Below are 20,021 nucleotides of genomic sequence, written 5' to 3' on the forward strand. Positions count from 1 at the left end.
TTACACTCCCCACAATACGAATAGGCCAACAGCTACATAGCCGAATGCGATTATATTTAAGATATATTGTAGTCCTGCGCGCAGACCTGCTGATTTAACATAGTCTGTAAGCACCTGCCAAAGGCCGATGCGCACGTGGATCATCACTGCTACAAGTGCTGCCAATGTGAAAACTTTCATAGCTAGGCCAGAGAACAACCCTCGCCATTCGATAAACGTTAGGTTATCGGTGGTAATAAAGAACCACGCCATGAAAACCGAGTACGCGAAAATAATTGCTGCTGTAGCGCGAAGTGAAACGTAGTCTTGTACGCCGTCACGCTTTATGCTTGCTTGGTTGGTTACCATAATGCAACTCCCAATACTACGGTCAGTACAACCCAAAGTGCGATTACTGCTTTTGCACTTGTGTTACCCGACTCTAATTCTTCCCAGTGACCTAAATCCATAACAACGTGTCTTAGGCCGCCTAGAATGTGATACGTCAGCGCTGAAGCTGTGCCAATTGCGACAAATTTTCCAAGGAAACCGTCCATGATTGCTTGTACGTCCGCGAAACCTTCAGGCGAATGAACAGAAACTGCCCATGCCCAGATAACAAAAAGTAGCGCGAAGAACATTGCAACACCGGTTACGCGGTGGAGAATTGACGAAATAGCAGAGGGCGGAAATTTAATAGTATTGAGTTCTAAATTTACTGGTCTTTGCTTTTTCACAATGTATGCCTGTTTAATCCGTAGGGGATAATGAATTTCTTACCTTTATTATGTCCTGAGTAAGTGAATTCGATTTTTAACCTGTTAATTGCCTCATCCATTGAGTTGTTAACAATTTGTGAATTATTCTTTAATGCCTGTAACAGAATAATTATTCCATTTCCAAAGCACCGCTGAGTATATCCAGCGTAGTATATAATTACAATTTTTTGTGCCGTAGTAAGACTTTAGTCGCTATATACACTTTTATGATAATTATTTTGAATAAAAAGAGATCAAAATTGAGCGCAACACGTTTAAACGAGCGCAATTACAGTGTTAAGAAGTTTACCAGCAGCTAAATGGAATAACTATGCATAACAACGAGAAATTAAGCACTTTTAATCTGTGTGCGTATTTATTCCTCATCAAAAGGTTACTTTTTAAACTAAGCTGTTAATATATTTATCGTTCGGTGGTTTACCTTTATCGAAAACCCATTGATAATTGCACCGTATCGGGCAAAGTGAAATCCCAACGAGTTAATTAATCGTTATCTGATTGCTAGTATTTTTTTAAGCAATTCGGAATATTTATTGTGCAAATATGCAATTAAATTGACTTGTTAGTGCATAATAAAGTACAAATACGCCCACTTTTCCCAACGAAGCGGATATTTTCGTCCGTTTTCGCTGCAAACAGAACCATTCTGAGGAGAGCATTTTATGGCAGATCAGAAAGCCATTCTTAAAGCCGGCGGTAAGGAAATCGAGCTTCCTATCTTGTCTGGCACCGAAGGACAAGATGTAATCGATGTCCGTACGTTAGGCCAGCACGGTTATTTCACGTACGACCCAGGTTTTATGGCGACAGGATCTTGCGAGTCTTCAATTACCTATATTGATGGCGCTCAAGGTGTATTATTACACCGCGGTTTCCCTATTGAAGAATTAGCGCGTGACGCAGACTACTTAGAAGTTTGTCACATGCTTCTTCACGGTGACGCACCAACAAAAGAACAGTACGAAGAATTTAAAGAGACAATTACTCGTCACACCATGGTACATGAACAAATTAACATGTTCTTCCATGGTTTCCGCAACGACGCCCACCCTATGGCAATGCTATGTGGTACCGTTGGCGCGATGTCTTCGTTCTACCACAGCGATTTAGACGTTTCTAATGAAGAACAGCGCATTCGCAGCGCACACCGTCTAATTGCTAAAATGCCTACTCTTGTTGCTATGTGCTACAAGTACAATGTAGGTCAGCCGTTTGTTTATCCACGAAACGACTTAAGCTATGCAGCTAACTTCCTGAACATGATGTTCTCTGTACCAGCAGAAGAATATCAAATCAGCCCAGCTGTTGAGCGTGCGATGGACCGTATCTTTACGCTTCACGCAGACCACGAACAGAATGCTTCAACGTCTACCGTTCGTCTTGCCGGTTCATCTGGTGCGAACCCATATGCATGTATTTCTGCTGGTGTTGCTTCACTTTGGGGTCCTGCTCATGGTGGTGCAAACGAAGCATGTCTGAACATGCTAGAAGAAATTGGCACAGTTGATCGTATTCCTGAGTTTATTGCACGCGCTAAAGACAAGAATGACCCATTCCGTCTTATGGGCTTCGGTCACCGTGTTTATAAAAATCACGATCCACGTGCAACAGTAATGCGTGAAAGCTGTCACGAAGTATTAAGCGAGCTTAACGTAAAAGATCCACTACTAGAAGTAGCGATGGAACTAGAAAAGATTGCGTTAAGTGACCCGTACTTTGCAGAGAAGAAACTGTTCCCGAACGTAGACTTCTACTCAGGTATCGTTCTTAAAGCAATTGGTATTCCTACCAACATGTTTACGTGTATTTTTGCCCTATCTCGTACAGTAGGTTGGATTTCACACTGGCATGAAATGATGAGCGACCCTAAACAAAAAATTGGTCGTCCTCGTCAGCTTTACACTGGTCACAACCAGCGTAAGTACACGCCAATTAAGTAGTAAATTAGTAAATACTGAACTAAGTATTACGCTTAATAGTAAAAATAGCGCCTTTATGGCGCTATTTTTGTTTATACAAGATTACTTCAAGGAACAACAATGCCCTATTCAGCGGTTTTTCTAGGTATTGCCGGTCTCATTCCTTTTGTGGCTATGCCACTGGCTTATCAGCTTAACCTGTTATCGCTTACACAAAGCGCTGTTTACTTTGTCCAATACTCAGCTGTGCTATTGTCTTTCTTTGGTGGCATTCATTGGTGGGATGCGATAAGTAACCAACGTTATGACAAACAAATGTTAGTCGCTATGTTGCCGACCATAATTGGGTGGCTGTGTTTAGTGTTCTCTCATGACGTGAAGGTGTTTGGCGTTTTATCGTTAAGCTACGTTGCAGTACTTATTTACGACAAATTTGTCCTTAGCCTTCCTAAAGAGCAGATTGTAAGTTACATAAGCTTGCGGATGGGATTAACAAGTGTCGTTGTTATCTGTCACGCCTGGATGATTTACTTGCTCGTCTAGCGTTACTACTACCAGCTTAGCTTTAGAGACATAAAATTAGATAATTGCGAAAAAAGTAAAAGAGGCAAAAGCCTGCGGTGCTTAAGCGAGTTTCTAACTCAAGCAAAAAGTTACGCATAACCAGTATAAGCAATTGATAAATATAGCTTTAACAGGTTTAAATCTCGAAAAAAAAGGCGATAATATCGCTATATTATCGCCTTCGTTTTTTACTTCTAGCGTTATTAACGAAAAGTAACGAGGTTATTCAGCGCGAATAAGCGAAAGTAGCTCTTCGGTTTTTTGTTCCATCAACGCAATGTCGCCTTTACTTTCAACGTTTAAGCGAATAACTGGCTCAGTATTCGATTTACGTAAATTAAAGCGCCAAGTACCAAACTCCAGACCCAAACCATCGGTAGTATCGACTACGCTGGCTAGTGGCTGATATTTACTTGTAACGCGTTCCAGCGCTGCATCAGCATCTTTTAGTTTACTGTTAATTTCACCAGAAGATGGAAACGCTTCAATTCGCGCTTTTACCATACTCGCTAGTGTTTGCTTTTTCACACACACCAATTCAGCAATTAACAACCAAGGGATCATGCCTGAATCACAGTAGGCAAAATCTCTAAAGTAATGGTGCGCACTCATTTCACCCCCATAGACCGCATCTTCTTTGCGCATACGCTCCTTAATAAACGCATGGCCGGTTTTCGACTTAATGGGTGTACCACCTGCATTCGCTACGATATCTTCTGTATTCCAGTATACGCGAGGGTCATAAATGATTTTACTGTCGGTGTTTTTCTCGATAAAGGCTTCAGCAAGCAAGCCAACGATATAATATCCTTCAATAAATTCACCATCAGCGTCAAACAAGAAGCAACGGTCGAAATCACCATCCCATGCAATGCCAAAATCAGCTCCTGACGCTCTAACGGCATCAGCAGTGTCAGCACGGTTTTCAGGTAACAATGGATTGGGGATGCCGTTTGGAAATGTACCATCAGCATTGTGATGTACTTTTACAAATTCTATCGGAACACCCTGCGCTTTCATTTCTTGTTCAATGGCGTCAAGTGCAGGGCCTGCTGCACCATTACCAGCGTTAACTACCACTTTTAACGGTGTAAAATTACTTAAATTCACATAAGACAGCATGTGAGATACATAGTCAGACATACACGATTTAACCGTATATTTTTCGGTTTCAGAAAGCTTGTCTTCTTTTACATGGGCCGTACCGTTAAAAAACGCATCGGCATCAATTAACGCCCCCTCAGTGTAGTGTGCTAATCGCTCTGACACGAAGCTATCTTCTAATGCTTCCGCTTTCTCTTTTATGGCGTTTAGACCTGTGTCGCCGCTAATTGGAACAGAGCCCGCCTTAACCAATTTCATGCCGTTGTAATTAATGGGGTTATGACTTGCCGTTACTTCAATACCACCATCAACGCCAAGGTGTTTGGTAGCGAAGTAAATTTCTTCTGTTCCTGCCATGCCAATATCGGTCACTGTTGCACCAGCATCGATTAGACCTGCGCTTAACGCTAATTTTAATGGTGTTGACGTAAGACGCACGTCACTACCAACAACAACAGTTTTCGCATTTAATTCTTGCGCAAAAGCATAGCCAATTCGATACGCTACATCTTCAGTCAGTTGTGAGTTCAATTCGCCACGAATATCGTACGCTTTAAAGCAGGTAATTGGGGTTGCCATTTGGATCGAAATTCCCTTTGTTTTAACTATTTACGATTACATTATCGCTTTTTACAACACAAAAGCGCATACGCCCCTTTGTTATTGTCGTAAAAGAGATTAGACATACCGATATTAAATCATTAGAGGGAGTGAATTACTAATTCAATTTAATCAGCGCAACGTTTCGCTAACGCTGTTTTCAATCGATGAGTTTAAAGCGCGAGTTCGAAGTAGATACTGTTATGGAAAGCGCCTTGATGACGATACTTTCGGCGAAAGCACAGCGTAGGACTAAAACCATTCTTGATAAGGACTTTTTCAGAAGCGGCATTGTTGTCCATGACTTCTGCAGTGAGCAATTTTATGCCCATGCTTTTGGCCTCCTCAATTAAAAATGAGACGCAGTGAGAAGCAATGCCTTTTCCACAATCCTTCTCTGCAACTCGATAGCCGATTTCCGCCTTGTCGCCTGCTCTATTTTCGATGTTAGCACGCGCTACAACCTTGTTATTTCGTTGTTCATCAACAAGCACATAACCCCAAGCTCTTTTCTGCTGTTGTAAGTAAAGCAATTCGCTAATGTGGTAGCCAACGCCATCCAATGAATAAAACGCTGCCTCTCTTGGTGCTATAGACAATTCAAAATAGGCTTTGTTACTACGCTCAAATTCTAAAAGTGATAGCACGTGTTTTTCGGCGACGCTTTCAAATTGCATCGACAGTGCTGCTCCTTGCTGAACCTAATTAAGAGGTATTGATTAAAAGCTCAGTCTACTACCAGTCCGCATAGATAATTACCCATAGTCGAATCAAAACAGGCAAACCTTGTATCTACTTCGCTAATGAACCGCTTTGGTAATCGTTAAATGCCTGAACAATTTCCTGCTGAGTGTTCATTACAAAAGGCCCATATTGGACCACAGGCTCCTCAATAGGTTTACCTGAGACCACTATAAATTTACAACCTGTATCAGCGGATACAGATAGCTGCTTGCCACTTTGAGACAAAACACCCAGCTCTCCCTGCGACACAATTGTTTCTTTGCTAAGTTCGCCGCTATTAATGACCACGCTTCCCTCGTACACATAAATAAAGGCAGCTTCATCCGAACCCAGTGCAATTTCCGAACTCCCGCTTCGTAGTGCAACGTCTAAAAAAGTAGGCGCAACCGCCGTTGTCTTCACAGGCCCTTTCACACCATCAATTTCACCTGCTAACACTTTGATTACTGCATCTTGAATGTGTACTGTAGGCACACTATCTGGCTGTATGTCTTGATAGTTCGGCGCTGACATTTTCTCTACGGCCGGAAGATTCACCCACAGCTGAAAGCCTTGTAACAAGCCCTCCTCCTGCTCTGGCATTTCTTCATGTATTATGCCTCGACCCGCATTCATCCATTGAATGCCACCAGCATCAATAACCCCCTCATTGCCTACAGAGTCTTTATGGCGCATTTTTCCTGCAAGCATATAAGTAACTGTCTGAAAACCACGGTGAGGATGTGGTGGAAAACCAGCAATGTATTCACCTGGATTATCTGAACCAAAAAAATCCAACATTAAAAAGGGATCGAGGCGAGGTAGATCAGGTTGCCCAATAATACGAGTAAGCGACACCCCCGCGCCATCACTTGTTGGCATACCTGTAACCACTTTCTCTATCGATTTTTGTTCACTCACTTCCACTGACATAATGTGTATCTACCTTAAATCTTAGCCTTCACTATCTTTTACGAGCTTCACGTTTAGCTTTTTGTATTATCGACCTTTTGTGTGCTTTAACGTTCTATTTTATCGCGACCGTGAGGCGACATAAGATCTTGCTCTGGCCCGACGGGGATTACCTGGGTTGGATTTATCATAGTGTGGCTGTAGTAATAGTGCCTTTTGATATGGTCGAAGTTTACCGTTTCAGCAACGCCCGGAACTTGATAAAGTTCTTTCATATAGCCGTAGATGTTTGGATAATCTGCGATTTGCTTTTTATTGCATTTAAAATGCCCGTGATACACAGCGTCGAAGCGTATCAGCGTGGTAAATAAGCGCCAGTCTGCTTCTGTTATTTTGCTGCCAACCAAATAACGTTGTTTGCTCAACCTTTCTTCAACCCTATCTAGGGCGCAGAACAATGCAGTTACTGCCTCTTCATAGGCCTCTTGCGTTGTAGCAAATCCAGCTTTGTACACGCCATTATTTATGTCGTGATACACCATATTGTTGACGGCATCAATTTCTTCACGTTGGGCGTTAGGATAATAATCGTCTTCATTATTAGTCAGTGAATTAAACCCACTGTTAAAAATACGGATAATTTCAGCTGATTCATTATTAACGATAGTTTCTGTTCGTTTATCCCAAAGGATTGGAACAGTGACACGGGTGGTTATTTCAGGAGCTGCCTCAGTATAAATTTGATGCGCATAATCAAAGTTATAAAGCTTATCCCCCGTTGATCCTGGGTAATCTTTAAACTCCCAGCCTTGATCAAGCATCTCAGGATGTACCACCGAAACATCAATATGCGCTTCCAAGCCCTTTAACTTTCTAAATATGAGCGCTCTGTGGGCCCAAGGACAAGCTAACGAGACATAAAGATGATAGCGACCAGATTCAGCGGGAAACGTGGAACCATCTTCATTACTAACTTTGTCACGAAATTTAGATGCTTGGCGCTCAAATTTCCCACCATTTTTGCTGGTGTCGTACCACTTGTCTTGCCATTTTCCATCAACGAGTAAGCCCATATGCCTGCCCCTTTTTATTACTTCATTAAACGATGAATTCATTTAAACATGTATTGGGTAGAACGTATGTCGCTTAAAATCGGATTTATTATTCGAAAAAACTGGAGTGTATTGATCTTTAGTGTTCACTTTTGAGATGATGCGCGCCCTGCTAGCGTGTTTGCACATTTTTATGAAAACACACGCCTTTGAGTTAGTTTATTTTAAGTGAAGTGAAACATGTCTGATGATCCACGTTTAGGCGGTATTGTGCGTTTGTATGGCGCACAGCAAACTAATAATTTAGCCAACAGTCATGTGGCTGTAGTCGGCATTGGCGGTGTGGGAAGTTGGACTGCAGAAGCACTAGCTCGTTCGGGTATAGGTACTATAACCCTTATTGATTTAGACGATGTTTGCGTAACTAATACAAATCGCCAAATTCACGCGCTTTCCAATACCATAGGAGAAGCAAAGGTCGACGCTATTGCATCGAGAATTCACTTGATAAATCCTGCTTGCAAAGTGAACTGTATTGAGGATTTTGTCACTCCAGAAAATACGGCCACGCTTTTAACCAAAGAAATGCACGCTGTAGTCGATGCCACTGACAGTATTCGCGCTAAAGCGGCGATGATAGCCCACTGTAAACGCAACAAAATTCCCATTGTTACGGTTGGCGGTGCGGGCGGTCAAATAGACCCAACTCAAGTCACTAAAGGCGATTTAGCTAAAACAACACAAGACCCCCTAGCGGCTAAGCTACGCAGTGAGCTTAGACGTAACTATAATTTTAGTAAAAACCCAAAACGCCGCTTTGGCGTTGAATGTATCTATTCAACAGAGCAATTGCGCTACCCACAACCAGACGGCTCGGTTTGTTACAACAAATCTGCAATGGAAGGTGGTACTCGACTAGACTGTGCAGGCGGCTTTGGTGCTGTGGTCACCGTAACCGCCACCTTTGGTATGTTTGCCGCTGCAAGTGTAATAAATAGATTAACTGGACAAAAATAGACTTTGGCCGATAACTTGCGCACAATAGTCATAAACTTATAACACCTTGTCTTAACGACTTTTTAAGCGTTAACTTGTTATACCAAAGGTATCGGTGAGAAGGAGAACAACATGTCACCTGATGAACTCAATAAATTAATGGCAGATTGCGCGAAGGATGCTGTGGCTACAGCAGCTGATGAGTTCGAAATTGTACTCGACTACTCACCTGCTAGCGTAGCACTGGTGGACGATATTTTACTTAGTTTCGTAGACAAATATCACGATTTAGCGTTAGAAGATGAAGCAGTGTTCACCATCTGTAATATCTTTGGCGCATACGTTGGAGAAATTTTAAAAGCGCAGCTAGATGGTGAATGGATTTACGATCAGTCAAATCCTAAAGCACCTGCCGTTTTTCTTCAGGTTGGTGAAAATACCTATGCCTTAGCGGGTATTTGCTATGAACGTCTGGTTAACGACAGTCAAATCAGCGTATTTGCCTATTATGAACAGGCGTTGGGGAACCACTTACGCAGCCACTAACGTTCTCACAGATTTTGCACTCAGTTTAACGTCTGTTCAATTGAGTGCATTAAACACATTTGCAATAAGGATGTTTTTGGAGAATGAGGTTCAGGGGTTAGGTGTTTCCCAATCCTCTACCATCCACTTTAAATGACGGCTTTTTGAAATTGCATACAAGGCTATACTGTAAAAAACGATTTTTACACCCGTAATAGTTTCAAACCCCCAGTGATGATGCATAGCGTAGTAAAGCTGAACACTCAACAATGCCAACACCCCCAATTGAGCCAGCGGAATAACCCATCGGCGCCATGCTAAAAAGCCTTTTTTCCATAAGCGATCTCGTTGACTAACCAAAGATAACGCAATTAACACAGGTAAACTTGCCGCTAACCCCAACCCTAACGTTTCTTTTTGTGGGTAAAAGAACGTAAGTAGCTCACTAGTTTGAGTGCGGGAAGCCAGAGAAAAGACGAACGCGAGCCAGTCAATGCATAGAAGTATAAACACGCTGTAAAGCCAACGGGGAGGAAGGATTCGCCCTGACTCATCATAAAAAGTTAGCGGTAATTTAAGCATGCATTCACTTCTATTTTATTAATTTGAACCCTAAAGCGCATTCAACTCTGATAATGTTTATTTTCAAGAAGTGATTAACGTGGGGGTGGGTAAGGTATTTTTAAACCTTGTTCGCGCCGCTTTTACAATGAAACCCGTGGCCGTTTATACTTGTTTTCACATTTAGTGCCTAAATAACGACTGTATTGTGAAAATGCGTCAATAGTTTATATCTTGGTCGCTAATTATATATACTGCGTACAAGCGTGTTTTCCTGTATAATCCGCGGCCATTTTAAGCTCAGTCATTTTCCAGGTGATATTTTAGATGACATTAGAAACGTTTAATCCAAACAAAGTAGTAAATAAAACCACCACGCTAGAAACGCCAGTGAAGGTATTAAGTGACAACAAACCTTCGCAACAAAGCAATGGCAGCAGAATTGGTTTTGTTAGCTTAGGTTGCCCTAAGAACTTAGTTGATTCAGAGCGTATTCTTACTCAACTTCGCACCGAAGGTTATGACGTAGTCCCTACCTACAACGATGCCGACTTGGTTATCGTTAACACCTGTGGATTCATTGACGCGGCGGTAGAAGAGTCATTAGACACCATAGGCGAAGCACTTAAAGAAAACGGCAAAGTTATCGTTACAGGGTGTTTAGGTGTTAAAGAAGACGAAATTAGAGAGCTTCATCCAAATGTACTGGCTATCACGGGGCCTCATGCCTACGAAACGGTAGTTGAGCAAGTACACGATCATCTTCCAAAACCTCAGCACAATCCGTTTGAAGATCTGATCCCTGACCATGGTGTAAAATTAACGCCTCGTCATTATGCTTATTTAAAGATTTCAGAAGGCTGTAACCACCGTTGCACGTTCTGTATCATTCCTTCTATGCGTGGCGACCTTGTCAGCCGCCCAGTGGGTAACGTACTCGATGAAGCTAAGCGTTTGAAAGACGCTGGTGTTAAAGAGCTATTGGTTATTTCACAAGACACTAGCGCCTATGGTGTTGATGTTAAGCACAGAACGGGCTTTTGGAACGGCATGCCGGTTAAAGCACACATGCAACAGTTGTGTGAAAAACTGGGCGAAATGGGCATTTGGGTCCGTTTACATTACGTGTACCCTTACCCGCATGTGGATGACCTAATTCCACTAATGAACGAAGGTAAAATCCTTCCTTACTTGGATATTCCGTTTCAACACGCCAACAAACGTATTCTTAAGTTAATGAAACGCCCTGGTAGCGCTGAACGTGTTCTTGAGCGCGTTAAAAAGTGGCGCGAACAGTGCCCATCATTAGTCATTCGTTCGACATTCATCGTCGGCTTTCCGGGCGAAACGGAAGAAGAGTTTGAAGAGTTATTGGACTTCCTTCGCGAAGCGCAGCTTGATCGCGTTGGTGCATTCGCCTATTCCCCTGTTGAAGGTGCAAGAGCAAATGACCTCCCCGACCCAGTGCCAGAAGAAGTGAAACAAGCTCGCCTTGCACGGTTTATGGAAGTACAGGGCGAAATAAGCGCAGCGCGACTTCAAGCGAGAATCGGTAACGAATATCAAGTTGTTATCGACAGCGTTGATGCAGAAGGTGCCGTTGGCCGTACCTATGCAGACGCACCGGAAGTTGATGGTCTGGTTCATTTAAACGGCGTTTATGACGTAAAACCTGGCGATCGTGTATGGGCAGAAGTTATTCACGCTAACGAACACGATGTATGGGCAGTATTGTCTGAAGACCAAGACGAAGAAGACGAAGGCGCTGATCCCGCGCTGTAACTTTCGATTAACTGCAGTCTATACTCGAAAGTCATCTATTCGTTATTTTTGTAACCCTATCGGCTAATTGCCAGTCGATAGGGTTTTATGTATAACAGACCCTACACACAATTAAACAAGTAAAACTATCAATGCCATCTTCTGTGGTACGTGAATAAAATATGGCAATGTTACCCTACTCCAAACTGAAACACTCTTCCCGCCACATCTTGTCATTTGGCATAGTGCTCATTTTAACTTTCGTATTCAACCCTCGTGCATATGCCAGTACAGAGTGCAAGACTTTACACACCGCGGGAGCACAACAGTGGTTTCCCTACGCATTTAACGAGTTTGAAGGAAGGTTGAAAGCTACGGGGATAGCATTTGACGTTTTAACCCTGCTAGCACGGGATTTAGGTGTCACACTAAAGATAGAAACCGGGCTCCCCTGGAAACGAATAGAATCCAAACTCGACGCGGGCGAGCTTGATATTTTGGCGGGAAACTATTGGAACCAAGCTCGTAGTCGAAAATGGCTTATCACCGCACCGTTTGCAGCAGAAGAGGTTTACGTTGTGCTCTCTCCTTCACTTTCTCAAACGCGAGGTACCGACCTTTCGCTTAACGCACTCGCGCAATATATTGGTGTGATGCCTCGAGGAATAAGCTTAGGTGAAAAATTCGATAGCATTAAATCAAACTTGAATATTATCGAAGTTAAAGACCACGACAAAATGTATGAAATGATACGTCGACATCGCGCTGACTACGCTGTTTCACCACAAAGCGCAGCACTAAGCCACTTGAACGACCCAGAAAATGACGGCATGCGAATAAGCCAGTCACCTATATCATCAAACAATGTACATTTTGCTATCTCCGCCAAATCAAAGTGCGCATCACTATTTCCAGAGTTTAACCAAGCCCTTAGCGCTCGTTTTAAAGACGGGTCTATTAAGCAAATCATTGATACGTATGATTTAACGCGCTAAAGCTAGGACGCATTGGAACGATGTAGTTAAGGACACGTACAGTTAAAGACAGGTGTAGTTTAAAAGTAAAAGAGCGCTTTTCGTAAGCGCTCTCTTGGTGTGATGCATTATTGATTGAGTTTGTGGCAAGCCATCATTAAACCTACCAGGGCAACTCGTCACCATTTGAATGGATGAAGCGACCTGCGTTAGATACATTTAGCTCATCTATGCGTTGTGACAAACGCTCAGCACAGGTATCAGCATCAATATCTCCCGCTCCATTCACCATTTCTGTTTGAACGAATCCAGGATGAAAAATACCTACTGCAATCCCCTTGGGCTTCAGATCATTCGCCATGGAAACTCCCGCCGCGTTTAGTGCGGCTTTGGACATTCGGTAGCCATAGTAGCCGCCTGACCCATTGTCTGCCATTGAACCCATGCGACTGGTAATCATGGCAATTTTACCGTCTTTTGCCATTGCCGGTAATAGTGTTTGAGTAACTAACAATGGACCTAATGCATTAACCCTAAATTGATAATCGATGGTATTTGGATCCCAATCGTCAATACTCTCGTGTCCGAGCACTCCGGCATTATTAATGAGCAAATCGATGTCAACGTCCATTAAAGGTGCAAGCTTTTCAGCCAACATTTCTGGTTGGGATACGTCCACACCTTTGATGATTGTTACACCAGCACTGTTTAGCTCGTCGCAACTGTTTCGACAGGTAGCATAAACTTTCGCACCACGTGCTTTATATCGCTTGGTAAGCGCAAGGCCTATGCCTCTGTTGCCACCGGTAATAACTACGTTCATAACGGTTCCCTTGTTACTATGTGTATGCGTTTAAAAGGTTTCACTCACCTTTTACAAGAACTGGCTGTTTAGATTAGGCTTGTTGCTAATTTACTACAAAGCGTCAGCCCTATTTCAGCACTCATTTCTTATTAACTTATAGTCTTTAAAAGACGTTCTAGATCTTCCGGGGTATCAATTCCAACTGGCGGTGGCGCTATCGCCACCTCACAGTGAATCTTATCGCCATACCATATGGCTCGAAGCTGTTCCAAGGATTCAATTTGCTCCAGAGAGCTAGGCGCATAGGCAACATATTGCTTAATGTATTCAGCACGATAGGCATAAATACCTATATGGCGTTTGTACAGCGACGTATTTGCAGATTGTGGGTTTGCCATCATGTGATCGCGTTCAAAAGGAATAGGAGAACGTGAAAAATAGATAGACTCACCCTTTTCGTTTACCAACACCTTAACGATATTGGGGTTAAACACATCCTCAACACTTTCGATAGGCGTAGATAGCGTCGCCATCTGGCACTGAGGCGCATTGGCAAGATTATCTGCAACCTGCCTGATGTTTTCGGCGGGAATAAATGGCTCATCCCCCTGTACGTTAACCACAATCGTAGAACTCGCAATGCCTTCTTTTTCGACAACTTCGGCAATACGCTCTGTGCCTGACTGATGGTTGACAGACGTCATGCATACTTGAGCAAAACCAAGCACGACGTTTTGAATACGTTCATCGTCGGTGGCAACGATGACGTTATCGGCTCCAGCTTCTTTAGCACGTTCAACCACATGTTGAATCATCGGCTTTCCGTCAATAAGCGCTAAGGGTTTGCCAGGAAACCGACTTGAGCCGTATCGAGCAGGGATTACAACTGTAAATGACATAACTTTGTTTCGCCCTTATTTACCACTTAGTTTAACGGATTATTACCGTGTTGCGTCTACATCGTCTAACGACAATGCTGTTGCTTTACTTTCGATAAGTACGGGGATGCCATCTTTAATATCGAAAGCCAATCTATCAAATCGACACACTAACTGGGTGCTATCATCACTCAGAACTAATTTTCCCTTACACACTGGGCAAGCCAAAACTTCTAAAAGCTTTTTATCAAAGGCCATTGTTATTATTCCTGTCCGTCTTGGTTGATCTTCAAACCTGCTTTGGCAAGTTTCACATTCACTAAATTAAAAAAGTCTGGCGCTAAATGCGCGGTAACAGGTAAAAACCAGCAGTCGTTATGAGCAAAAGGTGCAGCTTTAACGGCGTCTTTTTCTGTCATTAACACTCTGCCATTCGGTATGTCTGACCGTGTGATCGCATGATGATCCGCCAGCGGTGTAGCCGAAGAAAGCTGGATACCCATTTCTTTAAGCTGAGAGAAAAAACGCTGAGGTGAACCTATTCCAGCAATTGCGCTGCACGGCACTTTTTGTATCTCTTCAAGGGGACTGGTTCTTACTCTGTTTGAAACAGAGGTGAAGTCCCCTGGTACTAAGGTCATTAAATATTGAGGCGCTACAGCATGGCTAAATGTCGGCATTGAACGGCTATTATGTACTAGCGCATCAACGGTACCAAGGCGCCATTGTCCTTCGCGAAGGGGCCCCATTGGCAGCAAATAACCACTGCCTACTTTTCTATCGTCCATCACTACAATTTCAACGTCGCGATGAAGCGCGTAATGTTGAAGGCCGTCATCACAAATAATTAAATCGCAGTGTAATTCGTCACTTAAATATGCGGCTCCGCGCGCGCGGACTGGATCGATAACAACGTCGCACTGGCTTCTAATGGCCAGTAAACGAGGTTCGTCACCCACTTCAGACGCATCATCTTCGCCTTTCACTAATCGCGGGTATTCTGGTGATTTAGCGCCATAGCCACGACTTAAAATACCGACCTTAATGCCCTGCTTCTGGTAATAATCGGCTAAAGCTAATACGACTGGCGTTTTTCCGTTGCCGCCCACTGATATGTTGCCAACGACAATCACGGGAGCGTTAACCTTAAAGGCCTTTTTGAGTCCAATTTTAAAAAGTAACCGGCGAATTGCCGAAATAAAGTAGAACAGCAGCGCAAATGGTGAGAGCAGCCACACTAAAGGATGGCCGAAATACCATTTATCGTGATTGGTTTTACTTTGAGATTGACTCACTTAGTCTCACCAAATTGCAACGCGTGCAGTTGCGCGTAGTGACCACCTTTTTCAAGCAATTCGTTGTGTTTACCTTTTTCAATAATGCGCCCCTGCTCCACAACCATAATGCAATCTGCGTTTTCTATGGTAGACAAGCGGTGCGCCACAACAATGCTGGTGCATCGTTTTTGCAGCGTTTCTAATGCGTCTTGGATCAAACGTTCAGACTCTGTATCAAGGGCAGATGTCGCTTCGTCAAGAATTAGTATGGGCGCTTCGGCAAGTATTGCCCGCGCAATAGCAATACGCTGACGCTGTCCACCCGAAAGCATTAAGCCGTTTTCACCAATAACCGTATCTAACCCTTCAGGTAAGTTCGATAAGAACTCATCAACATGCGCCATCTTTGCCGCATTTTCGATGTCTTTACGTGATACGTTTTGGCGCGCACCATAAGCAATATTGTTAGCTATGGTATCGTTAAACAGCGTAACGTTTTGCGATACCACGGCGAACTGCGCCCGCAGATCTTTAAGATCAATATCGTTGAGCGCCGTGTCATCCAAGCGAATTTCACCTTCTTGCGGTACATAAAAGCGTGTAAGCAGCGACGAGATGGTCGATTTACCACTTCCCGAGCGCCCTACCAAAGCAATCGACTGCCCAGGGTTTGCGATAAAGCTCACATTAGATAACGCGGGCGTCTGTTTTCCTGGATAAGAGAACGTAACGTCGTCAAATTCAATTTTTCCTGTTGCGCGCTCTACTTTGTTTTTTCCTTTATCTTCTTCATCTGCTTCATCAAGAATTTCAAAAATACTGGCGCAGGCTGCCATACCTTTTTGAAATTGGTTATTAATGGTAGTGAGCTGTTTAAGAGGTTTAAGCAGCATCACCATACAAAAGACCACATTAATAAATACGCCTGCTGTAAGCTTTTCAAGCATACCGGGCGTGCTGGCAATAAACAGAACGACAGCAAGGGCAATTGACGCTATTACTTGTATTGAAGACACACTCAAAATAGAGGTGACATTCAGCTTCATTGACTGTTGACGGTTGTGATTGTTTTTCTGCTCGAAACGCTTTTGCTCTATTTCTTGACCGCCAAACATGATCACAACTTTGTGACCTTTCACCGCTTGCTCTACCGACGATGTTAGGTTGCCCATTGATTGTTGAATGTTTTTACTTACAACGCGAAAACGCTTACTGACGATAGAAACAATCACCGCCACAATCGGGCCAATTAAAAGAAATATGAGCGAAAGCTGCCATGAGTAATAGAACATGACACACAGCAAACCGATGACCAGTGCGCCTTCCCTCACCAATGTAAGCAGCGCCTTACCAGATGCATTAGCCACTTGCTCTGTGTCGTAGGTGACTTTACTGATAAGCCCGCCAACCGCATGATTATCGTGAAATGCCACAGGAAGATGAATGTATTTTTCAAACAACTGCTGGCGCATGCGCATTACCACCTGTGCACCAATCCAGCTTAGCGTGTAACTACCTAAAAAGTTGAAAACACCCCGTAACAAGAAGAGCGGTACAATCGCATAAGCGGCTAAACGAAGATAGTCGCGGTCATTGTTCCCCAACGATTCATCAATCATTGGCTGAAGCTGCGAGAATACAAAAGTATCTACCGCGGAATAACCAATCATACCGATGATGGCAAAAACGAAAGGCACTTTATACGCTTTAAGATACTGTAAAAAGCGCTTAATTTGATAATCCGAGTTGTCGGCTTGTTGCATGTAGTTTTTTTAACCTGTTTGAAACGTTAACAAAAACGCGTTGAAAGTATTGTACTCGTTCTCGCTCTAATTCACTAATATAGCGGCAAAATTGGTTAGTCTGCCAACTAACTGAGTAATGTGTGGCCACTTCTTATCTATTTAAAGGTATTCGTGCACATCTTCGTTTCGTTACAAGGTAATATTTTTGGAATTTTGACGATATTACTTAGTCTTTGAGGTGTCGCGGTGCTATGCCTGGTAAATACCAGCGTTTATTCAAAGTCCCACGTTGGGAATCTATATGGAAAGTGTCCTTATCGAAGGTTGCGCTTATATATCCGTGATAGCTTGTTAAATATTGCGTTACGCCCAAACGCTCGTAACGTTTAGCCACAACATAAGCAGGAAACTGCCATCTATTCTCATAACCTTGCGTAAAGATCACAGCTTTTGGTGCAACGTGTTCTATAAAAATATTGGTAGACGACGTTTTGCTTCCGTGATGCGGCGCAATAAGAATGTCGGCACTTAGATTTGTAGAGCTCGGTAAAGGATCCATTGAAGCGTTCTCTGAAAAACCATCCTTGATTTCATGGGTTATCAACGCGTACTCGCTTGTTTTCTCAATGTCACCAGGAATTAACACGCTACTAGAGTCGCTTGTTATTTTAACCACACACGACATGGCATTGTTGTCTTCTTTGTTGCCATTTGGCGGCCATAGAAAATTGATTGTTAAGTTCTGCCAGCGTATACGCTTTCCTCGCTCACAACCTAATGTTGGCGTGTAGAAAGTGGCTTTTCTAGCTAAGGCGTGTTGTTTTATGGCTAATGCGCCACCTGCATGATCGTTGTCACTATGCGTATGAACTACAACATCTATATTTGAAATATGCTTGCTTTCTAAAAAAGGTAACAGGTGTTTTAATGCAGTGTGAGCATTGCCATTAAATTGAGCGCCAGAATCAATAATCATAGCCCGACCTCCCGCAGTCACTGCTATAGCACTGGCCTGGCCCGCATCAAACACATGTAGCGCCCATGTCGATTCATTGGTAGGTAACCACTTTTGAAAAATGCTTAGCGATGGAAGTAAGAGAATCGCTACGCTGATAACTTTGTACCGCCATGTTGGCAAAAGAAAAATAAAAAAAGCGACAATTAGACAAAGTGCCGCACCACTACTTACGTAAAAATTGATAGCGCTCCCAGAAAACTGACTAAGAACGTTCAAAAGCGATAACAAATACCCTAAACACACATCACTGTAATGCATAAGCATGCCCGTAACTTGTTGTGCGAAAGGCAACTCAGCAAAATGAAGGACTAACAACGAAATTAAACAAATAGGTAAAAGTAACGATATGACAGGCAAGGCGATTAAGTTGGTAACAACTGCAACAAAACTGGCGCTACCAAACCATATTAGGGTTAGGGGCATCATTATTACGGTAAGTGCTACTTGTAGTTTAAACAAAGACACATACCATGGTGCTCGCTGTAGCCCCCAAACAACAACTAAAAACCAAATGCACAGTACAGCCCCTATGCTCAAGTAAAAGCTAGCGCTTAATATAGAGAGAGGAAACAGCAACAAGCTCAAAGTAAGCATTGTGAGCGCAACATTTACTGGCCGCCATGCATGTCGAGAAAGAGACAGCACGCTCCCCATAGTTACCAGTATCAGCGCACGCACAACCGGCAATGCGCTTCCACTAAGCAACGCGTAACAAAAACAAGCAGCGACAAGCACACAAAGCACAGAGGCTCTAATTGGCGCGCTGGTTTGAAACATCTTACTTGTTTGCTGCTCTCTGTTCTTTCGACCTGTTGCCGGATAGTTGATGGAGGCTGAACGTACTAACCAATATTTCGCTCTGCCTAATAGGCCTGTAACATGCGTGAGTAAAAATATAACGGGGTTAAAAAACAATAAGCAGACCCCAGCGATAAGTGATAGATGCATGCCTGATATACTAAACATGTGCCCAGTGCCGGTGCGTTGTAACAGCGTCCAATCACCCAACGTAAAGCCCGTTTTATCCCCTAGCAGCAATGCGCGCCACCATTTTTCATGAACAAGGTCTAGCTTCTGCAATGTTGTAGCAAGTTCATAACGCACTGAGTGATTATGCTTTGTTTTATCGTGCTCTATCGACTTGATATAGCCAGTTGCATGAATAAATTGGCTAACCAACTGCTGTTGTCGGCTAGCTCCAACAGGATTAGCCGTACCGTATGCAGGTTTAAGTTTTACAATTGCGGTGAAGGTATCGCCGTTGTGCAAACAATTTAATTTCACCTGAGACGGAGAAGCTGATTGAGGCCGCACGCCTATAGTCCCCTGTTGAGCATATGCGATTTTCTTATTGTCTAAGCTTTCGCTTTTTCGATCATTTGGGAATTCATAACGTTGGTGAGTAAGACGAGCTTTGAAATTAAACGTGCTAGTTAAAACACGCTTAGGCAAGGGGGAAAGTATACCGTCGTCTAGAAATGTCGCTGTGCTTTCACGGTCGACAGACTCAATAGCGACAACATACTGATAAGTCGCTTCCGGTACCCTAGCTGTGCCGAAGACACATCCCCCCGACAAAACTCTACCTGAAATTGTGACATCTTGTTGAATTTTCCCTTGGGGCAGTTGCCAAGCGTAGTAAAAATGCCCTACACTCGCCACCCAAAGTACTCCAGACAGCAGTCCGCTCACTGCCCAACATAGCAGCTCCTCTGGAAATACATGATGTTCAGCGGGTTTTGTCGTCGAAATGAATATAATGATAGTCACAGATGTAATTAAAATGGCAATCATCAATGCCATGCTGTGAGTACTTGGAAGTTTTTGCCAGAAAACTGCACTTATTGCG

19 protein-coding genes are annotated in these 20,021 nt (G+C 43.2%); 6 read left to right on the forward strand and 13 right to left on the reverse strand.

What is annotated here, in order from left to right:
- A complete protein-coding gene (gene sdhD, locus RJ41_RS10770; RefSeq protein WP_014949446.1) occupies nucleotides 1–348 on the reverse strand; it encodes a succinate dehydrogenase, hydrophobic membrane anchor protein in 348 nt (115 codons plus the stop codon).
- Complete coding sequence (gene sdhC / locus RJ41_RS10775) at nucleotides 342–716, reverse strand: succinate dehydrogenase, cytochrome b556 subunit (RefSeq protein ID WP_014998321.1); 375 nt, start codon at nucleotides 714–716, stop codon at nucleotides 342–344. The genes sdhD and sdhC overlap by 7 nt, the downstream gene beginning before the upstream one ends.
- 704 nt (nucleotides 717–1,420) lie before the next feature.
- On the opposite strand from sdhC, the gene RJ41_RS10780 reads away from it, so the two are divergent.
- Together RJ41_RS10780 and RJ41_RS10785 are read left to right on the forward strand one after the other, a co-directional pair.
- Nucleotides 1,421–2,698 (forward strand): citrate synthase, encoded by a 1,278-nt coding sequence (locus tag RJ41_RS10780; protein ID WP_014949444.1) that lies wholly within the window; start codon nucleotides 1,421–1,423, stop codon nucleotides 2,696–2,698.
- Nucleotides 2,699–2,797: 99 nt separating this feature from the next.
- Entirely contained in the window at nucleotides 2,798–3,220 is a 423-nt protein-coding gene (locus tag RJ41_RS10785) for a DUF3429 domain-containing protein (protein ID WP_039220421.1), read from the forward strand.
- Between the two features lie 243 nt (nucleotides 3,221–3,463).
- On the opposite strand, the gene RJ41_RS10790 is transcribed toward RJ41_RS10785, so the two are convergent.
- The 4 genes from RJ41_RS10790 to RJ41_RS10805 form a co-directional block, all read right to left on the reverse strand.
- Complete coding sequence (locus RJ41_RS10790) at nucleotides 3,464–4,924, reverse strand: phosphohexomutase domain-containing protein (protein ID WP_039220423.1); 1,461 nt, start codon at nucleotides 4,922–4,924, stop codon at nucleotides 3,464–3,466.
- Between the two features lie 194 nt (nucleotides 4,925–5,118).
- A complete protein-coding gene (locus RJ41_RS10795; RefSeq protein ID WP_039220426.1) occupies nucleotides 5,119–5,622 on the reverse strand; it encodes a GNAT family N-acetyltransferase in 504 nt (167 codons plus the stop codon).
- 115 nt (nucleotides 5,623–5,737) lie between these two features.
- On the reverse strand, nucleotides 5,738–6,601 hold the full coding sequence (locus tag RJ41_RS10800; protein WP_039220427.1) for a pirin family protein: 864 nt from the start codon (nucleotides 6,599–6,601) through the stop codon (nucleotides 5,738–5,740).
- 86 nt (nucleotides 6,602–6,687) lie between these two features.
- A complete protein-coding gene (locus RJ41_RS10805) occupies nucleotides 6,688–7,653 on the reverse strand; it encodes a glutathione S-transferase family protein (protein ID WP_039220430.1) in 966 nt (321 codons plus the stop codon).
- Nucleotides 7,654–7,872: 219 nt separating this feature from the next.
- Here RJ41_RS10805 and tcdA point away from each other — a divergent pair, with 219 nt between their 5' ends.
- Both tcdA and RJ41_RS10815 read left to right on the forward strand, forming a co-directional pair.
- Nucleotides 7,873–8,649: a tRNA cyclic N6-threonylcarbamoyladenosine(37) synthase TcdA gene (gene tcdA / locus RJ41_RS10810; RefSeq protein ID WP_014949437.1), complete on the forward strand. Its 777-nt coding sequence runs from the start codon at nucleotides 7,873–7,875 to the stop codon at nucleotides 8,647–8,649.
- A 111-nt stretch (nucleotides 8,650–8,760) separates the two neighbouring features.
- Complete coding sequence (locus RJ41_RS10815) at nucleotides 8,761–9,174, forward strand: hypothetical protein (RefSeq protein ID WP_039220432.1); 414 nt, start codon at nucleotides 8,761–8,763, stop codon at nucleotides 9,172–9,174.
- Nucleotides 9,175–9,264: 90 nt separating this feature from the next.
- Here the strand turns inward: RJ41_RS10815 and RJ41_RS10820 are convergent, their stop codons facing one another.
- A complete protein-coding gene (locus RJ41_RS10820; RefSeq protein WP_014976532.1) occupies nucleotides 9,265–9,735 on the reverse strand; it encodes a DUF2919 family protein in 471 nt (156 codons plus the stop codon).
- A gap of 306 nt (nucleotides 9,736–10,041) precedes the next feature.
- Here RJ41_RS10820 and rimO point away from each other — a divergent pair, with 306 nt between their 5' ends.
- Complete coding sequence (gene rimO, locus RJ41_RS10825; protein ID WP_039220436.1) at nucleotides 10,042–11,496, forward strand: 30S ribosomal protein S12 methylthiotransferase RimO; 1,455 nt, start codon at nucleotides 10,042–10,044, stop codon at nucleotides 11,494–11,496.
- Nucleotides 11,497–11,657: 161 nt separating this feature from the next.
- Nucleotides 11,658–12,470: a substrate-binding periplasmic protein gene (locus RJ41_RS10830; protein WP_039220437.1), complete on the forward strand. Its 813-nt coding sequence runs from the start codon at nucleotides 11,658–11,660 to the stop codon at nucleotides 12,468–12,470.
- A 142-nt stretch (nucleotides 12,471–12,612) separates the two neighbouring features.
- Here RJ41_RS10830 and RJ41_RS10835 read toward each other — a convergent pair whose 3' ends face one another.
- The 6 genes from RJ41_RS10835 to RJ41_RS10860 form a co-directional block, all read right to left on the reverse strand.
- Entirely contained in the window at nucleotides 12,613–13,272 is a 660-nt protein-coding gene (locus RJ41_RS10835) for an SDR family oxidoreductase (protein ID WP_039220438.1), read from the reverse strand.
- A 131-nt stretch (nucleotides 13,273–13,403) separates the two neighbouring features.
- Nucleotides 13,404–14,153: a 3-deoxy-manno-octulosonate cytidylyltransferase gene (gene kdsB, locus RJ41_RS10840; RefSeq protein WP_039220441.1), complete on the reverse strand. Its 750-nt coding sequence runs from the start codon at nucleotides 14,151–14,153 to the stop codon at nucleotides 13,404–13,406.
- A 42-nt stretch (nucleotides 14,154–14,195) separates the two neighbouring features.
- Complete coding sequence (locus tag RJ41_RS10845; RefSeq protein ID WP_014949430.1) at nucleotides 14,196–14,390, reverse strand: Trm112 family protein; 195 nt, start codon at nucleotides 14,388–14,390, stop codon at nucleotides 14,196–14,198.
- Nucleotides 14,391–14,395: 5 nt separating this feature from the next.
- Entirely contained in the window at nucleotides 14,396–15,427 is a 1,032-nt protein-coding gene (gene lpxK, locus RJ41_RS10850; protein ID WP_039220443.1) for a tetraacyldisaccharide 4'-kinase, read from the reverse strand.
- Nucleotides 15,424–17,172 carry a lipid A export permease/ATP-binding protein MsbA gene (msbA, locus tag RJ41_RS10855; protein WP_039220446.1) on the reverse strand — a complete coding sequence of 583 codons (1,749 nt, stop codon included), beginning with the start codon at nucleotides 17,170–17,172 and terminating at the stop codon, nucleotides 15,424–15,426. Before msbA ends, lpxK begins: the two co-directional genes overlap by 4 nt.
- A gap of 208 nt (nucleotides 17,173–17,380) precedes the next feature.
- On the reverse strand, nucleotides 17,381–19,975 hold the full coding sequence (locus RJ41_RS10860; RefSeq protein WP_039220700.1) for a DNA internalization-related competence protein ComEC/Rec2: 2,595 nt from the start codon (nucleotides 19,973–19,975) through the stop codon (nucleotides 17,381–17,383).
- Nucleotides 19,976–20,021 lie beyond the last annotated feature (46 nt).

The sequence above is a fragment of the Alteromonas marina genome, from assembly GCF_000808575.1.
GTDB classification, from domain to species: domain Bacteria; phylum Pseudomonadota; class Gammaproteobacteria; order Enterobacterales; family Alteromonadaceae; genus Alteromonas; species Alteromonas marina_A.

Coding starts and splice junctions, on each gene's coding strand:
- msbA (WP_039220446.1), bottom strand. CDS start 17,172: ATGCAACAAGCCGACAACTCGGATTATCAAATTAAGCGCTTTTTACAG.
- RJ41_RS10820 (WP_014976532.1), bottom strand. CDS start 9,735: ATGCTTAAATTACCGCTAACTTTTTATGATGAGTCAGGGCGAATCCTT.
- RJ41_RS10800 (WP_039220427.1), bottom strand. CDS start 6,601: ATGTCAGTGGAAGTGAGTGAACAAAAATCGATAGAGAAAGTGGTTACA.
- RJ41_RS10845 (WP_014949430.1), bottom strand. CDS start 14,390: ATGGCCTTTGATAAAAAGCTTTTAGAAGTTTTGGCTTGCCCAGTGTGT.
- RJ41_RS10790 (WP_039220423.1), bottom strand. CDS start 4,924: ATGGCAACCCCAATTACCTGCTTTAAAGCGTACGATATTCGTGGCGAA.
- RJ41_RS10835 (WP_039220438.1), bottom strand. CDS start 13,272: ATGAACGTAGTTATTACCGGTGGCAACAGAGGCATAGGCCTTGCGCTT.
- RJ41_RS10795 (WP_039220426.1), bottom strand. CDS start 5,622: ATGCAATTTGAAAGCGTCGCCGAAAAACACGTGCTATCACTTTTAGAA.
- RJ41_RS10815 (WP_039220432.1), top strand. CDS start 8,761: ATGTCACCTGATGAACTCAATAAATTAATGGCAGATTGCGCGAAGGAT.
- RJ41_RS10830 (WP_039220437.1), top strand. CDS start 11,658: ATGGCAATGTTACCCTACTCCAAACTGAAACACTCTTCCCGCCACATC.
- rimO (WP_039220436.1), top strand. CDS start 10,042: ATGACATTAGAAACGTTTAATCCAAACAAAGTAGTAAATAAAACCACC.
- RJ41_RS10785 (WP_039220421.1), top strand. CDS start 2,798: ATGCCCTATTCAGCGGTTTTTCTAGGTATTGCCGGTCTCATTCCTTTT.
- RJ41_RS10860 (WP_039220700.1), bottom strand. CDS start 19,975: ATGGCATTGATGATTGCCATTTTAATTACATCTGTGACTATCATTATA.
- kdsB (WP_039220441.1), bottom strand. CDS start 14,153: ATGTCATTTACAGTTGTAATCCCTGCTCGATACGGCTCAAGTCGGTTT.
- sdhD (WP_014949446.1), bottom strand. CDS start 348: ATGGTAACCAACCAAGCAAGCATAAAGCGTGACGGCGTACAAGACTAC.
- RJ41_RS10780 (WP_014949444.1), top strand. CDS start 1,421: ATGGCAGATCAGAAAGCCATTCTTAAAGCCGGCGGTAAGGAAATCGAG.
- tcdA (WP_014949437.1), top strand. CDS start 7,873: ATGTCTGATGATCCACGTTTAGGCGGTATTGTGCGTTTGTATGGCGCA.
- RJ41_RS10805 (WP_039220430.1), bottom strand. CDS start 7,653: ATGGGCTTACTCGTTGATGGAAAATGGCAAGACAAGTGGTACGACACC.